The 14,083-nt window shown below is 72.0% G+C and carries 16 protein-coding genes; 13 read left to right on the forward strand and 3 right to left on the reverse strand.

Features of this window, described 5'->3' with window-relative positions; translation table 11 throughout:
* Window positions 1-90: 90 nt before the first annotated feature.
* Together Q0480_RS03255 and Q0480_RS03260 are read right to left on the reverse strand one after the other, a co-directional pair.
* The gene (locus tag Q0480_RS03255; RefSeq protein WP_299130763.1) at window positions 91-1,287 is read right to left on the reverse strand and encodes a TIGR03862 family flavoprotein; all 1,197 of its coding nucleotides are present in this window, start codon (window positions 1,285-1,287) and stop codon (window positions 91-93) included.
* 46 nt (window positions 1,288-1,333) lie between these two features.
* Window positions 1,334-2,095, reverse strand: a complete 762-nt coding sequence (locus tag Q0480_RS03260; protein WP_299130641.1) for an SDR family oxidoreductase — start codon at window positions 2,093-2,095, stop codon at window positions 1,334-1,336.
* 164 nt (window positions 2,096-2,259) lie between these two features.
* Here Q0480_RS03260 and Q0480_RS03265 point away from each other — a divergent pair, with 164 nt between their 5' ends.
* From Q0480_RS03265 to Q0480_RS03295, 7 genes are all read left to right on the forward strand, one after another.
* Window positions 2,260-2,670, forward strand: coding sequence for an MAPEG family protein (locus Q0480_RS03265; RefSeq protein ID WP_299130643.1), 411 nt, complete (start codon window positions 2,260-2,262; stop codon window positions 2,668-2,670).
* Window positions 2,671-2,672: 2 nt separating this feature from the next.
* A complete protein-coding gene (locus Q0480_RS03270; RefSeq protein ID WP_299130645.1) occupies window positions 2,673-4,019 on the forward strand; it encodes a metallopeptidase TldD-related protein in 1,347 nt (448 codons plus the stop codon).
* Window positions 4,006-4,809 carry a 3'(2'),5'-bisphosphate nucleotidase CysQ gene (locus Q0480_RS03275; protein WP_299130647.1) on the forward strand — a complete coding sequence of 268 codons (804 nt, stop codon included), beginning with the start codon at window positions 4,006-4,008 and terminating at the stop codon, window positions 4,807-4,809. Before Q0480_RS03270 ends, Q0480_RS03275 begins: the two co-directional genes overlap by 14 nt.
* Window positions 4,810-4,986: 177 nt before the next feature.
* Window positions 4,987-5,241 (forward strand): DUF4170 domain-containing protein, encoded by a 255-nt coding sequence (locus tag Q0480_RS03280; RefSeq protein ID WP_299130649.1) that lies wholly within the window; start codon window positions 4,987-4,989, stop codon window positions 5,239-5,241.
* Between the two features lie 18 nt (window positions 5,242-5,259).
* Window positions 5,260-6,570 (forward strand): glycosyltransferase N-terminal domain-containing protein, encoded by a 1,311-nt coding sequence (locus Q0480_RS03285; protein WP_299130651.1) that lies wholly within the window; start codon window positions 5,260-5,262, stop codon window positions 6,568-6,570.
* Complete coding sequence (lpxK, locus tag Q0480_RS03290; RefSeq protein WP_299130653.1) at window positions 6,570-7,556, forward strand: tetraacyldisaccharide 4'-kinase; 987 nt, start codon at window positions 6,570-6,572, stop codon at window positions 7,554-7,556. The genes Q0480_RS03285 and lpxK overlap by 1 nt, the downstream gene beginning before the upstream one ends.
* A gap of 53 nt (window positions 7,557-7,609) precedes the next feature.
* Complete coding sequence (locus Q0480_RS03295) at window positions 7,610-7,801, forward strand: DUF3008 family protein (RefSeq protein WP_299130655.1); 192 nt, start codon at window positions 7,610-7,612, stop codon at window positions 7,799-7,801.
* Between the two features lie 19 nt (window positions 7,802-7,820).
* Here the strand turns inward: Q0480_RS03295 and Q0480_RS03300 are convergent, their stop codons facing one another.
* Window positions 7,821-8,468, reverse strand: coding sequence for a zinc-ribbon domain-containing protein (locus tag Q0480_RS03300; RefSeq protein WP_299130657.1), 648 nt, complete (start codon window positions 8,466-8,468; stop codon window positions 7,821-7,823).
* A 435-nt stretch (window positions 8,469-8,903) separates the two neighbouring features.
* Between Q0480_RS03300 and Q0480_RS03305 the strand changes: the two genes are divergently transcribed.
* From Q0480_RS03305 to Q0480_RS03330, 6 genes are all read left to right on the forward strand, one after another.
* Complete coding sequence (locus Q0480_RS03305; protein ID WP_299130659.1) at window positions 8,904-9,581, forward strand: ATP-binding cassette domain-containing protein; 678 nt, start codon at window positions 8,904-8,906, stop codon at window positions 9,579-9,581.
* Window positions 9,578-10,471: an FtsX-like permease family protein gene (locus Q0480_RS03310; RefSeq protein WP_299130661.1), complete on the forward strand. Its 894-nt coding sequence runs from the start codon at window positions 9,578-9,580 to the stop codon at window positions 10,469-10,471. The genes Q0480_RS03305 and Q0480_RS03310 overlap by 4 nt, the downstream gene beginning before the upstream one ends.
* Before the next feature lie 6 nt (window positions 10,472-10,477).
* A complete protein-coding gene (locus Q0480_RS03315; protein ID WP_299130664.1) occupies window positions 10,478-11,212 on the forward strand; it encodes a 1-acyl-sn-glycerol-3-phosphate acyltransferase in 735 nt (244 codons plus the stop codon).
* 29 nt (window positions 11,213-11,241) lie between these two features.
* Window positions 11,242-12,033: a uracil-DNA glycosylase gene (locus Q0480_RS03320; RefSeq protein ID WP_299130667.1), complete on the forward strand. Its 792-nt coding sequence runs from the start codon at window positions 11,242-11,244 to the stop codon at window positions 12,031-12,033.
* Window positions 12,026-12,559: a molybdenum cofactor biosynthesis protein B gene (gene moaB, locus Q0480_RS03325; protein WP_299130670.1), complete on the forward strand. Its 534-nt coding sequence runs from the start codon at window positions 12,026-12,028 to the stop codon at window positions 12,557-12,559. The genes Q0480_RS03320 and moaB overlap by 8 nt, the downstream gene beginning before the upstream one ends.
* Before the next feature lie 185 nt (window positions 12,560-12,744).
* A complete protein-coding gene (locus Q0480_RS03330; RefSeq protein ID WP_299130673.1) occupies window positions 12,745-14,082 on the forward strand; it encodes a hypothetical protein in 1,338 nt (445 codons plus the stop codon).
* Window position 14,083 lies beyond the last annotated feature (1 nt).

A 14,083-nucleotide genomic window follows, 5' to 3' on the forward strand; every position in this document is an offset into this window, starting at 1 on the left:
CGCCCGCGCCAAGGGTCGCCGCGACAACCGTCGCCTGCTTGAGCTCGACGAGCATATCCTGCGGGACATCGGCGTCACCCGCGACTCTCTCTACCGGTGAGGCGCGGACCCCAGCGACCGGGCGGCGGCGAGACCTGCCCGCCGGCCGGTCGCGAGGCAGGCGGTCAGCAGATAGCCGCCGGTCGGGGCGTCCCAGTCGAGCATCTCGCCCGCGCAGAAGACCCCCGGGACCGCGCGCAGCATCAGCCCCTCGTCAAGCGCCGCCCGCGCCACCCCGCCCGCGGTCGAGATCGCCTCATCGATCGGCGCCGGGCCGAGCAGCGGCAGCGGCAACGCCTTCAGCGCCCGCGCGAGGCCGTCCGCGGTCGCCACCTCCGGCGCGCATTCCCGGAGCAGGGCGATTTTGGCCGGTCCGAGATTCAGCACCTTGCGCAGATGGTTCGCCAGCGTCGCGCCCCCGCGCGGCCGCGCGAGGCGACGCGCGACCTCGGCCTCCGTCCGATCCGGCACGAGGTCTAGCGTCAGCGCGGCGCCCGCGCGCAAGCCGGGGCCGAGCGCGTAGACGCCGCCGCCTTCGACGCCGCGCGCGGTCAGCACGAACTCGCCCCGCGCCGTTCGTCCCCCCGCCGACAGGGCGACCGGCTTGATCGCCGCGCCGAAATGGCGGGCCATCGCCGGCGACCAGTCGACCAGAAACCCGCTGTTCGACGGTTCGAACGGCGTGAGCGGAACCCCGCGCGCGGCGAGGAGCGGCGCCCAGGCGCCGTCCGACCCCAATCGCGCCCAGGAGGCGCCGCCGAGCGCCAGAACCGTCGTCCGCGGCGCCAGCGTCCGCGGCCCGTCCGGCGTCTCGAACAGGACCGCCCCGCCGACCGTGTCGTCCGCCGCCCAGCCTCGCCAGCGCCAGCGCGTCCTGATCTCAACCCCCGCCCCGGTCAGTCGCGCGAGCCAGGCGCGCAACAGCGGCGAAGCCTTCATCGCCACCGGAAACACCCGGCCCGACGTGCCGGTGAAGACCTCCTGCCCAAGCCCGCGCGCCCAGTCCGCGACCTCCGCCGGGCCGAACTCCGCGATCAGCGGTTCGAGCCAGTCCGCGTCGCCATAGGCCGCTGCGAAGGCGCCGGCGGGCTGGTCCTTGGTCAGATTGAGGCCCGACTTGCCGGCCATCAGGAACTTGCGCCCGATCGAAGGCCTGGCCTCGGCCAACACAACCCGGACGCCGGCGGCGGCGAGCGTCTCGGAAGCCATCAGCCCGGCCGGACCGCCGCCGATCACCAGCGCCTCGATCGGCTCCGGCGGGGCATCCTCGGCGTTGAGAGCCGGGACGTTCAGTTCAGTCGAGCCCGATCCGGGCGCGGATCGCCGGATCGCGCAGCGACACCTCCTGGCCGGCGAGATCCGCCGGCGCCTCGGCGCAGAGCCAGACCAGCGCCCGGGCCGGCGTCGTCACCGGCGCGTGCTGCGAGAAATCCATCTGGCTGACCGGATTGATGCCCGATGCCTTGATCCGTCGCTGCATGTCGGTCGCCACGGTACCGGGCGACAGGCTGAAGACGCGGATGCCGTGGCCCTTGTTCTCGAGATGCGCGCAGCGCGTCAGCATGTGCGAGGCGGCCTTCGAGGCGCAATATGCGCTCCAGCCCTCCAGCGGATTGTGCGCCGCGCCGGAGCCGATGTTGACGATGACGCCGGCGCCCTGCGCCCGCATGATCGGCAGCGCGGCGCGCAGTCCGTGATAGACGCCCTTCAGGTCGATATCGATCGCCGCGCCCCAGACGTTCGGATCCGTCGCCGCCAGCGGGCCGATCGGGTCAATCACGGCGGCGTTGTTGACGAGGACGTCCACGCCGCCCAGCGTTTCGCGCGCATGGTTGAGCGCGGCCTGAACCTGCGAGAATTCCGCCACGTCGCAGGTCATCGCTTCGGCGCGGGCGCCCGCCCGCCGCAGCCGGGTCGCAAGCTCGGTGATGCCCTCGGCCCCGCGCGCGAGGAGCAGCAGGCTCGCGCCCTCGGCGGCCATGGCCTCGGCGGTGGCGGCGCCGATGCCGCGACCCGCGCCGGTGATGACGACGCTCTTGCCCACGAGAAGGCCCATGATCGCTTCCCCCAACCCGAGGCCCCCGGCGGGGGACGTTTTTACGCGCCGATGAAAGGCGGTCGCGGCATGAAAGGCAAGGGCCAAGGCCGCGCTCTCCGGTTGTTTCGCGCCGCTTTCCGACCTAAGTAGCTGCACCTATCGGCCGCATGGAGAAGCCCGGCATGACCTCCCTATCGACGCTGCCCATCGTCGCACTCTATGTCGGCCTCAACGGGCTGATCATGCTCTGGCTGTCGGTCGCGGTCAGCCGGGTCCGCATGCGAACCGGCGTCTGGGTCGGCGACGGCGGGGTGGCGGAGCTGACGCGGGTCATGCGCGGCCATGCGAACTTCACCGAGTACGCGCCGTTCGGTCTCCTGATGCTGCTGCTGATGGCGGCGATGGGCCTGCCCTGGTTTCTCGTCCACGGCTTCGGGGCGACGCTGACCGTGGGCCGGTTGCTGCATGCGGCGCATTTCACCGGCGCCTATGACGCGCTGATCGCGCGGCAGATCGGCGCGATGCTGACCTTCGCGGCGATCGGGCTTGGCAGCGTCGGGCTGATCTTCCACGCCCTGACGGCGATGGGCTGACCATGGCACGGGATCTCGAAGGCCTGGCGGGCGCGCTCCTCGACGCGGCGCGCAAGGCGGGGGCGGAGGCGGCGGACGCGCTGGCGGTCGAGGGCGACAGCCTCTCGATCGAGGTGCGGGCCGGCGCGCTGGAACAGGCGGAGCGGGCCGAGGGCGTCGAGGTCGGCCTGCGCGTCCTGCTCGGCAAGCGGCAGGCCTGCGTCTCGGCAAGCGACGTCCGGCCCGAGACGCTGACCGCGATGGCCGAGCGGGCGATCGCCATGGCGCGCGAGGCGCCGGAGGATCCCTGGTGCGGCCTCGCCGCGCCGGAGCAACTGGCGCGGCGCTGGAACATCGCCGCGCTCGACCTTGTCGATCCGTCGGAAATGCCTTCGGCGGCGGAATTGCGCGAGACCGCGCTGGTGGCCGAGGCGGCGGCGCTCGCCGTGCCGGGCATCACCCGCGCCGAGGGAGCGGGCGCCGGCTGGCAGGCGAGCCGTTTCCATCTCGCCGCCAGCAACGGCTTCTCCGGCGGCTACGGGCGCACCGGCCATTCGATCCACGCCGTTGCGATCCATGGCGAGGGGCTGGCGATGGAGCAGGACCATTGCGTCGAGGGGCGCGCGCATCGCGCCGACCTGCCCGACCCCGACGGCATCGGCCGTCTCGCGGGGGAGCGGGCCGTGGCGCGGGCCGGAGCCAGGAAACCACCGACCGGCGCCTTCCCCGTGCTCTTTGACGAACGGGTGGCCTCCTCGCTGATCGGGCATCTGACCCAGGCCATCAACGGCGCCGCGGTGGCCCGGGGGGCGAGCTGGCTCAAGGACGCCCTGGGTGAGGCGGTGCTGCCGGACGGCATGGATCTCGTCGAGGATCCGACGCGCCCGCGGACCAGCGGCTCGCGCCCGTTCGACGGCGAGGGGCTGCCGACGTCGCGCCGCGCGATCGTCGAGGGCGGCGTGCTGCGCGGCTGGACGCTCGATCTCGCGACCGGGCGGCAGCTCGGGCTGGCGAGCACCGGCAATGCGAGCCGCGGCACGGACGGCCCGCCGGGCCCGGCGGTCGGCAACCTGACGCTGACGTCGGGCGCCATGACGCGCGAGGCGCTGATCGCCGGGATGGGCACCGGACTGATCGTCACGTCGCTGATCGGCTCCTCGGTCAATCCGACCACCGGAGACTATTCGCGCGGCGCCAGCGGCTTCTGGGTCGAGCGCGGCGAGATCGTCGGGCCGGTCAACGAATGTACCATTGCCGGCAATCTGCGCGCCATGCTGCGGACCCTCGTCGCCGCGAACGACGCGCGGCCGCATCTCAGCCGCGTGGTGCCGAGTCTGCTGGTCGAAGGCCTGGTCGTTGCCGGCGGCTGACCCGGCGGCCGATCTCGCGCTGCTGACCGACGCGGCGCGGATCGCCGGCGAGATCGCGCTGCGCCATTTCCGCCGCGGGGTGACCGCCTGGGACAAGCCCGAAGGCCACGGACCGGTGACCGAGGCCGATCTTGAGATAGACCGCGCGCTGCGCGCGGGGCTGATGGCGGCGCGCCCCGACTATGGCTGGCTCTCCGAGGAGAGCGCGGACGAACCCGCGCGCCTTGGTGCGCGACGGGTCTTCATCATCGATCCGATCGATGGCACGCGCGCCTTCATCGCGGGGGACAAGGCCTGGGCCCATTCCCTCGCGGTCGTCGAGGGCGGGCGGCCGATCGCGGGCGTCGTGCATCTGCCAATGCTGGAGCGCACCTACGCCGCGGCGCTGCGCGGCGGCGCCTCGATGAACGGGGCCGCGATCGCGGCGAGCAGCCGGGCCGACCTTGCCGGGGCGAAGGTCCTGGCGACGGCCGCCCTGATGGAACCCTCCTGGTGGCCGGGCGGGGTGCCGAAGCTCGACCGGCATTTCCGCACCTCGCTCGCCTACCGGCTCTGCCTCGTCGCCGAAGGCAAGTTCGACGCGATGCTGACGTTTCGCGACACCTGGGAATGGGATGTCGCCGCGGGGGATCTCATCGCCCGCGAGGCCGGCGCCCGCGTCACGACGCGCGCCGGCGGAGCCACTTGCTACAACGCCGCGCGTCCGCTGCTGCCCGGGCTCGTCTCCTGCGCCCCGGCGCTGCACGCCGCGCTTGTGGCACGGCTCGACGGCGGGACGGCGCCCGACTGAGGGCGCCCCGCTGGCGCGGCGCTCCGTTTCGCGGAGCGGCTGGCACATGGTCCCCCTCGCGGCCGCGTCTTGCCGATCCGCGAGTGGCGGAACGGTAACCTCCACCTTCGCGCGCGCGGCATTGATTTCGCCAGCGCCGCGGCTAAGGTGCCCCGACCGCCTGGATCAGGAGACCCTATGTCCCAATTGCTGCACCTCGTCTTCGGTGGAGAGCTGACCGACCCTCAAGGCACCGAGTTCAAGAATGTGAACGAGATCGATATCGTCGGCATGTTCCCGAACTATGCGACGGCCTATTCCGCCTGGAAGGCCAAGGCACAGGGTAGCGTCGACAAGGCTCAGACGCGCTATTTCATCGTGCATCTGCATCGGCTGCACGACGAGCCGAAGCCGCCGGCCGAAGTCGGCGGCGAGGCCGCGCGCGAGGATTGAGGATCCGCTGACCAGAAGATGCCCGCCGCCGCGAATCGTTCGGCCCTGCTCGGGCTCTATCTCATGGTGTCGCGGCGCGCCGGCGGGATCGCGCAACGCTATCTGTCGCGGCGGATGGCGGCGGGCAAGGAGCATCCGACCCGCCTCGGTGAGCGCATGGGCGAGGCCGGCGTCCCCCGCCCCGAAGGCCCGGTCGTCTGGTTCCACGCCGCCTCCGTCGGCGAGGCGGCGTCGCTCCTGGAACTCTTGCGGCGCCTTCTGACCGAGCGGCCGGGGCTTACCTGCCTCGTCACCACGGTGACCGTCACCTCCGAACAATTCCTGCGCGAGCGGCTTCCGGAGCGGTGCCTGCACCAGTTCGTGCCCGTGGATGTCCTGCCCTGGGTCGAGCGGTTCCTCGCGCATTGGCGGCCGGATCTGGCGGTCTGGACCGAGAGCGAGCTCTGGCCCGCGGCGCTGACCGCCACCGACGCGACCGGCGCGCCGATGCTGCTCGTCAATGCGCGGATCTCGAACCGCAGCTATCGACGCTGGCGGCTGGCGCGCGGCATGGCGCGGGCGCTGCTGCGCCGGTTCGACGGCATCCTCGCGCAGGACAAACTGGCGGCGGTGCATCTGCGCGCGCTCGGCGCCAACTCTGCCACGCTGCGCGTCGTGGGCTCGCTCAAGGAGGGCGCCGCGCCCTTGCCGTATGACGAGGCCGAGCGGGTGCGGATCACCCGCGCCTTCGCCCGCCGTCCGGTCTGGCTCGCCGCCTCGACCCATTCCGGCGAGGAGGAGGCGGTGATCGACGCGCATTTCCGGGCCCGCCGCGCCCTGCCGATGCTGGCGCTGATCCTCGCGCCCCGGCATCCGGTGCGCGGCGACGGGCTGGCCGAGATGCTGCGCGGCCGCGGCCTGACGGTGGCGCAGCGCTCGAAGGACGAGGCGATCGGCGCCGATACGGATGTCTATCTCGCCGATACGCTGGGCGAGATGGGGCTCTGGTACCGCGTCGCCTCGGTCAGCTTCATCGGCGGCAGCCTGGCCGAGGTCGGTGGTCATAATCCCTTCGAGCCGGCGCTGCTCGGCAGCGCGATCCTGCACGGGCCGCATGTGCGCAACTTCCAGGACGCCTATGCCGGGCTGACCGCGGCGGGCGCGGCGGTGGAGGTGCTCGACGGGGAGGAGCTTGGCACGGTGCTCGGCGCGACGCTGGCGCCGGACCGCGCGGCCGAGATGGCCGCCGCCGCCTGGGCGGCCTGCAGCGAGGGCGCCGAGGTGACCGACACGGTGCTCGCGGCCATTGGCGAGCTGCTCGACCGGCCCCGCGACGCGCCGGCGACCTGATGCGGGCGCCGCGGTTCTGGGGCAATCCGCCGTCGCGGCCGGGCTGGATGGCGACGGCGCTGGCGCCGTTCGGCTGGCTCTGGGCGGTGGTTACCGCGTGGCGGCTGGCGCGCGGGCCGAGAGTCCGGCTCGGCGCGCCGGTGATCTGCGTCGGGAACCTCACCGCCGGTGGCGCCGGCAAGACCCCGACGGTGATCGCCCTCGTCGAGCGGCTGCGGGCGCGCGGCGTCGAGACGCATGTGATCTCGCGCGGGCATGGCGGGTCGCTGAAGGGCCCGGTTCGGGTGGATGAGCGCCGGCATCGCGCGGACGAGGTGGGCGACGAGCCGCTGCTCCTCGCCGCCTTCGCGCCGGTCTGGATCGGCCGCGACCGGGCGGCGGCGGGCCGCGCGGCGGTCGCGGCGGGCGCGCGGGCGCTGGTGATGGACGACGGCTTCCAGAACCCGAGCATCGCCAAGGATCTGTCGCTCGTCGTGGTGGACGCGGGCTTCGGCTTTGGCAATGGCCGGGTGATGCCGGCCGGGCCGCTGCGCGAGCCGGTCGCCGCCGGGATGGCGCGGGCGGACCTGCTGCTCTGCATCGGTGCCCCCGAGGCGCGGACGGCCTTCGCCCGGACCTGGCCCGAGGGCGCCGGGGCGCTGGCCGGGGAATTGCGGCCGCTGCGGACGGGGATGGACTGGGGCGGCCTGCGGGCGCTGGCCTTCGCCGGGATCGGACGGCCGGAGAAGTTCTTCGAGTCGCTGCGCGCCCTTGGCGCCGATCTGGTCGCCACCCGCGCCTTCGCCGATCATGAACCCTATGCCCCGCGCATCCTCGCGCGTCTGGAAGCGGAGGCGCGGCTGAAAGGCGCGCAGCTCGTCACCACCGAGAAGGACGCCGCCCGCCTGCCGCCCGCCTTCCTGCCGAAGGTGCTGGTTCTGCCTGTTCGGCTGGAGCTCCTCGACTGGGCCCCGCTCGACGCGGCGTTTGGACACCTCGGCCTCTAGGAACCTTCGCCCCGCCCGCGGGTTTCGCGTCAGGCAGGGGAAGGAGAAAGATCATGCCGGCGAAATCAAAGGCGCAACAGAAGGCGGCGGGCGCCGCGCTGGCCGCCAGGCGCGGCGAGGCGAAGAAATCCGAGCTCAAGGGCGCGTCGCGCGAGATGTACGATTCGATGACCGAGGCTCAGCTCAAGGACTTCGCCGCCACGACGCACAAGGGCAAGCCCGAGCACGTTCCGGAAAAGGACTGACCCGAGCGCGGCGAGAAACTCAGCGCGAGGGCGTCAGGCGCTGGTCGAGCCACTCTCGGGCCGCGTCGATCGCATCGCCGTAGGCATCCAGCGCCGGGGCGGCGGGAGGCGCGGTCGCGGCGAGGGGCGCGCGAAAGACATAGGCGGCGGTGGCCAGCGCCGCGAGAACCAGCGCGACGAGGAGGCCGCGGCCGAAGCGGCTGGCCGGCGGCGGCGAGGGCGGCTCGGGCGCGGCGGCCTCGATCCGCAGCCGGCCGGTATCGCGCGGCGGCGCCCGATCGGGCGCGGGCTCAGGGGAGCCGGGCGGGGAGGCGGCGGGCACCAGGGCGATGGGCGGTGGCTTGGGGCCGGGGCTCGCCTCGGGCGGGGGCGCCTCGACGGCGGTCTCGGTCGGGGTCGTCGTGGCCGGGATGGGCTCGGCCGCCGGCGCCTCCGCGTCGTCGGCTTCCGGGGCGTCGGTTTCCGGGACGGCGACGAGCGTCGGGCGTGGGCGGGCGCCGCGGGTTTCGAGCCGGGCGAGGATCTGATCCTCCGACAGCGCCGCCTGCGCCGCTCGGGCGAACCAGCGCGTGTGGCAGGCGGTGCATTGCACGTGCTTGCCACCCGCCGGGATCTGGCCCTCGGGGACTTCGTATTCCGCTCCGCAATTGGGGCAGGTCAGGCGCATCGCGATGTTTCCGACCGAATCAGGAGCCTCCTTCTAGCGGCGCGCTCCGGTCATTCCAAGCGGGCGCCGGGCGAGTGGCGATCCCCGGATGGTCGCGGGGGTCGCGTCCGCCCCGTCATTCGATCCCGGTTCCGCCATGGATTTCCCGCGGCCGCGTCTTGCCGACCCGCCGCCGGCGGGTCGCGGCGGTCGCGCGCCCCAAAGCAATCGCGCGGAGGTGCCCGGGGGGAATTTCTTCGGGCTGTTTCAATCAGGACTGGCATGCCCGGCCTGACGGTTGAAAGCGGCCATGCCCGCCACGCCGAGATCTCACCGACGGTCGAGATCCTGGCGGGAACGCCGTGTACGGGTAGGCCCTGGGGTTGATCCCGGCCCCCGTTGCGCCCGTTCCGCCGGTCTGTATAAGTCGCGGCGTGTTCCCGCGGGGAGGTCCCGGTGATCGAATTCGAGCAGGCGGGGTTCAGCTACGGCCAGACGGACGTGCTGCGCGACATGAGCCTGAAGCTGGCGCCAGGGTCGTTCCAGTTCCTGATCGGCCCGTCCGGCGCCGGCAAGACCACGCTCCTGCGCCTCTGCTACATGGACCTGGCGCCGACCCGCGGCGTCGCGCGCTTCTTCGGCCGAACCATCGCGCCGACCGATCGCGATGCGATCGCGAACCTGCGCCGGTCGGTCGGGGTCGTGCATCAGGACTGCCAGTTCCTCGACCACCTGCCGTTGATCGAGAATATCGCGCTGCCGCTCCTCGTGAACGGCATCGACACGCGCGAGCGTCGGGGCGATCTCGAGGCGCTGCTGGAATGGGTCGACCTGACCGGGCGGGTCAATGCCCTGCCGCCGGAACTGTCGGGCGGCGAACGCCAGCGGGCGGCGCTGGCCCGGGCGGTGATCCTGAGCCCCGAGGTGATCCTCGCCGACGAGCCGACCGGCAATGTCGACTGGGAGATGGCGGTGCGGCTGCTGACCCTGCTGATCGAGCTCAACCGCATGGGCAAGACCGTGCTGATCGCGACGCACGACCTCAACCTCATCCGCGCGGCCAAGACCCGGGTCTCCGCCCGGGTGCTGCGGCTGCGCGACGGCGAGCTTCGGCTCGCGGGGGCGGATCTGTGATCGCGGCGGCGCGACGGTTCCTCGCCGGCGACGGCGCCGATCGCGTGGTGCCGCGCGGCGCGCACGCGGCGGTCTCGGTCGGATTTCTCGCGGCGGTGATGGCGTTCTTCGCGGTGATGGCGTTGGCACTGGCGCTGGCCGCCGGGCGCCTCGCCGCCTCCTGGGAGGGCGAGCTGGCGCAGGACGCGACCTTGCGCATCTTCGCGCCGCAGGACGCGGTCGAGGCCCAGGCCCGCGCCGCGCTCAACGTGCTGCGCACCACGCCCGGCATCCTCTCGGTGCGGGTGGTGACGCTGGAGGAACAGAAGGCGTTGCTCGAACCCTGGCTCGGTTCCGACTTCGCGATCGAGAGCCTGCCGCTGCCGCTGATGATCGAAGTCACGACCGACCGCGAGCGGCTGAACCGCGAGAGCCTCGACCTGCGCCTCTCGGCCGAGGCGCCGGGCGCGACCTTCGACGACCACGCCGCCTGGCGCGCGCCGCTGATCCTGACGGCGGAGCGGCTGCGGCTCTTCGCCTTCGCCTGCCTCGCGCTGACGGCGGCGGCGCTGGCCGCGGTTCTCGGCCTCGCCGCCCACGCCGCCGTCGCCGCCAACGCGCCCGTCATCCAGACCCTGCGCCTGATCGGGGCGCGCGACGACTATATCGCCCGCGCCTTCGTCCGGCGCTTCACCTCGCGCGCGCTGCTTGGCGCGGCGGCGGGAACCGTCGCCGGCCTCGCCCTGCTCGCCTTCCTGCCGAGCGCGAGCGAGCAGGGCTTCTTTCTCGTCGGCATCGGCCCGCGCGGCTGGCACTGGCTCGCGCCCTTGCTCGTGCCGCCGGTGGCCGGGCTCGTCGCCTTCGTCGCCACGCGCTGGGCGACGCGGCGCAACCTCCGCCGCTGGAGCTGAGCGCCGATGCTTCTGCTGCGCTCGCTGGTGTTCGACATCGCCATGTACGGCCTGATGGTGATCGTGGGCATCCTCGGCGGGCCGCTCGCGCTCTGGTCGGTCGCTGGCGCGCACCGGACGATCAAGGCCTATTGCGCCGGGGTCTTCTGGCTGCTGCGGGTGATCTGCGGCCTGCGGGTCGAGGTGCGGGGCGAGGTGCCGGCGGGTGATGTCATCGTCGCCTCCAAGCACCAGTCCTTTCTCGATATCATAATCCTCGCCCATGCCCTCCCGCGGCCGAGCTTCATCATGAAAAAGCAGCTGCGCTGGGCGCCGATCCTCGGGCTCTATGCCTTGCGCATCGGCTCGACCCCGGTCGATCGCGGCAGACGCTCGCAGGCGATGAAGGAGATGGTCGCGCATGTCGAGACCGCGACCGAGCCGCGGCAGCTCGTCATCTATCCGCAGGGAACGCGCGTCCTGCCGGGCGCGAAACTGCCCTACAAGTCCGGCGCCGGCGTGCTCTACGATCGGCTGGGCAAGGTCTGCGTCCCGGCGGCCACCAATGTCGGCGTCTTCTGGTCGCGCCGCGGCCGCTATCGCCATCCCGGCGTCGCCGTGCTCGAGTTCCTGCCGCCGATCCCGCCGGGATTGCCGATCCAGGAGTTCATGCGCCGGGTCGAGGGGGTGGTGGAGGAGAATTCCGACCGGCTGATGCGCGAGGCGGGCTTCGATCTGGCAACGGCGGCGCCGGGCGGCTAGGTTCGGGGCGAAAGCAGGAGCGCGCCGACGTGACCCCTCACTCGCCAGACTTCGCCGCCGATCTCGCCGCGCTCGCATGGCTCGTGGAACTCGGCGCCGACGAGGCGATCGCCGAGGCGCCAACCAACCGTTTCGAGGCGCCGAAAGCCGGTCCCGCGGCCCCGCCGGCGTCGCCCGCGCTGGCGGCGCCCGTGCCCGCCGCGGTCGCGGACGGGGCGGCGGCGGACGGTGGCGCGGCGGCGCTGGCCGCGGCCTGCGACGGTCTGCCCGCGCTCCGCGCCGCGATGGCGGCGTTCGAAGGTTGTTCCCTGAAGCAGGGCGCGCGCAATCTCGTCTTCGCCGATGGGAACCCGCGGGCGCGGGTGATGATCGTCGGCGAGGCGCCGGGGCAGGACGAGGATCTCGCGGGCCTGCCCTTCGTTGGCCGCTCGGGCCAGCTCCTCGACCGGATGTTCGCCGCGATCGGCCTGTCGCGCACCGCCGAGGCGCCGGAGGACGCGATCTATATCACCAATCTGCTGCCCTGGCGTCCTCCGCGCAATCGTGACCCCGCCGGGAACGAGGCGGCGATGATGGCTCCCTTCCTCTTCCGCCATATCGAGCTCGTCCGTCCGGAGGTCCTGGTGCTGATGGGCAAGATCGCCGTCGGCGCGGTGCTCGATACCTCCGAGCGGATCACCCAATTGCGCGGGCGCTGGGCGGATTGGCGCGGGATACAGACCCTGCCGACCTTCCATCCGGCATATCTCCTGCGCGCGCCGATCCAGAAGCGCGAGGCCTGGGCCGATCTCTTGTCGCTGCGGGCGCGGCTCGATGGCTGAGCCGCCGCCCTTCGTCCCGGTGCGGATCGCGGTCCTGACCGTCTCGGACAGCCGGACGTTGGCCGAGGACCGTTCCGGTCGGACGCTGGTCGAGCGGCTGACGGCGGCGGGCCATGTCCTCGCCGCCCGCGCGCTCCTGCGCGATGAGCAAGCCGAGATCGCGGCCCAGCTTCGCGCCTGGATCGCCGATCCCGCGATCGACGCGGTGATCTCGACCGGCGGCACCGGCCTCACCGGGCGCGACGTGACGGTCGAGGCGCATGAGGAGGTCTACGAGAAGGCGATCCCGGCCTTCGGCACGCTGTTCACCATGCTGTCCTTCGGCAAGATCGGCACCTCGGCGATCCAGAGCCGGGCCTGCGCCGGCGTGGCGGGCGGCACCTATCTCTTCGCTTTGCCGGGCAGCCCCGGCGCCTGCCGCGACGCCTGGGACGAGATCCTGGTCCACCAGTTCGACCTGCGCCAGCGCCCCTGCAACTTCGTCGAGATCATGCCGAGGCTCGAGGAACATCGCCGCGGCGGCTGACGTCCGCCTCGACCGTCGCCCGATGATCTGCTAATCTCGGATGAATATTACCAAGTAATTCTCGATTTGGATTCGCCTGAACGCGGGGCCGCGAGCGAAAGCCGGGCAATGTTGGCCGGGCAAGACCCGCCTTTGGGATCCGGTCGTGGCGCGTTCCGGCGCGCCCGGGAAAGCGGAGGGGGACCATGGCGACTTTCACGGGCACCGACGCGTCGGAATTGTTCTCGCAAGGGGATCTGTCGGGAACGGTCATCGTCGATCCGCCCGGCTCGCTGCCGGGCGACGGTGGCGACACCTACGCGCCCGGTGGCGGCGACGATACGGTATTCGGCGGTCTCGGCGGCGACATGATCGACGAACGGGACGCCACCGCCGACGGCGCCGACCTGTTTCTCGGCGGCGGTGGGTCGGACACGCTCTATGGTGGCGCGGACGAGGATGTTCTGCAGGGCGAGGGCGATGACGATTACCTCTACGGCGGCGAGGCCGCGGACCTGCTGGAGGGCGGCGACGGCGACGACTATCTCGATGGCGGCACCGGGCGCGACAGGATGTTCGGCGGCGCCGGCGACGACACCTTCTTCTTCGATCTCAGCGCGCGGGCGGGCGACACGCTGACGGGACGGACCCTGGCCAATGGTGGATCGGGCCGCGACACGCTGCAACTTTCGGCGCCGTTCGACGCCGATATCCGCGTGGTGGTGGATCTGCGCAAGGGCCTCGTCACCACACTCGACGAGAAGTGGAAACTGGTCTCGATCGAGAACGTCGAGGGCTCGGACGGCGCGCGCATCTATGGAAGCGACAAGCACAACGAGATCTACTCCTCCGGCAGTTCCAAGGTCTGGGCGCTCGGCGGTGATGACCGGGTGGAATCGTACTACGGAACTCCGGAAATCGACCTCGGCGACGGCGACGACACCGGGCTCGGCGGCGGCGAGGAAGACGAGTTCCACGGCGGCCGCGGCGACGACCTCATCCTCGGGCGGGGTGGCGACGACCAGATCTTCGGCGAGGCGGGAAACGACAGGCTTTACGGGGATCACGAGGGGGACAGCGGCAATGGCGAGGATCTGCTCGTCGGTGGCGCGGGCAACGATATTCTGCAGGGCGGGTTCTACAGCGATACGCTCTATGGCGGCGCCGGCCGGGACCGCTTCGTCTTCGATAACCCCGCCGCCTCGAAATATGATCGGCTGGACGAGATCCGAGGCGGGGCGCCCGAGGGGTTTTCGCGTTCGGGCAGCGTGGACGAGGCGTTCGAAGGTCCGGGCAGCGCGCGCGGCGACCGGATCGACCTGCGCGGCATCGATGCGTTCCAGGGGCCCGAGGGCGAGGATTTCGAGAACAATGCCTTCACCTTCCGCAGCACCGAGCAGGGCGGCCTCTGGCTGCGCGATCGCGGCGATGTGACGATGGTCTATGGCAATGTCGACACCGACGCGAACGCCGAATTCGTGCTCGCCATCTACGACGGCGATGTGAAGGCCTCGGAATACACGCGCGCCGACTTCCTGCTCTGAG

Origin of the sequence: uncultured Amaricoccus sp. (assembly GCF_937891315.1) — a bacterium.
Lineage (GTDB): Bacteria > Pseudomonadota > Alphaproteobacteria > Rhodobacterales > Rhodobacteraceae > Amaricoccus.

Bases quoted from the DNA above. Each gene is read 5' to 3' on its own strand.
- Q0480_RS03260 (WP_299130641.1), bottom strand. From the start codon at position 2,095: ATGGGCCTTCTCGTGGGCAAGAGCGTCGTCATCACCGGCGCGGGTCGC.
- Q0480_RS03265 (WP_299130643.1), top strand. From the start codon at position 2,260: ATGACCTCCCTATCGACGCTGCCCATCGTCGCACTCTATGTCGGCCTC.
- Q0480_RS03270 (WP_299130645.1), top strand. From the start codon at position 2,673: ATGGCACGGGATCTCGAAGGCCTGGCGGGCGCGCTCCTCGACGCGGCG.
- Q0480_RS03280 (WP_299130649.1), top strand. From the start codon at position 4,987: ATGTCCCAATTGCTGCACCTCGTCTTCGGTGGAGAGCTGACCGACCCT.
- Q0480_RS03285 (WP_299130651.1), top strand. From the start codon at position 5,260: ATGCCCGCCGCCGCGAATCGTTCGGCCCTGCTCGGGCTCTATCTCATG.
- lpxK (WP_299130653.1), top strand. From the start codon at position 6,570: ATGCGGGCGCCGCGGTTCTGGGGCAATCCGCCGTCGCGGCCGGGCTGG.
- Q0480_RS03295 (WP_299130655.1), top strand. From the start codon at position 7,610: ATGCCGGCGAAATCAAAGGCGCAACAGAAGGCGGCGGGCGCCGCGCTG.
- Q0480_RS03300 (WP_299130657.1), bottom strand. From the start codon at position 8,468: ATGCGCCTGACCTGCCCCAATTGCGGAGCGGAATACGAAGTCCCCGAG.
- Q0480_RS03315 (WP_299130664.1), top strand. From the start codon at position 10,478: ATGCTTCTGCTGCGCTCGCTGGTGTTCGACATCGCCATGTACGGCCTG.
- moaB (WP_299130670.1), top strand. From the start codon at position 12,026: ATGGCTGAGCCGCCGCCCTTCGTCCCGGTGCGGATCGCGGTCCTGACC.
- Q0480_RS03330 (WP_299130673.1), top strand. From the start codon at position 12,745: ATGGCGACTTTCACGGGCACCGACGCGTCGGAATTGTTCTCGCAAGGG.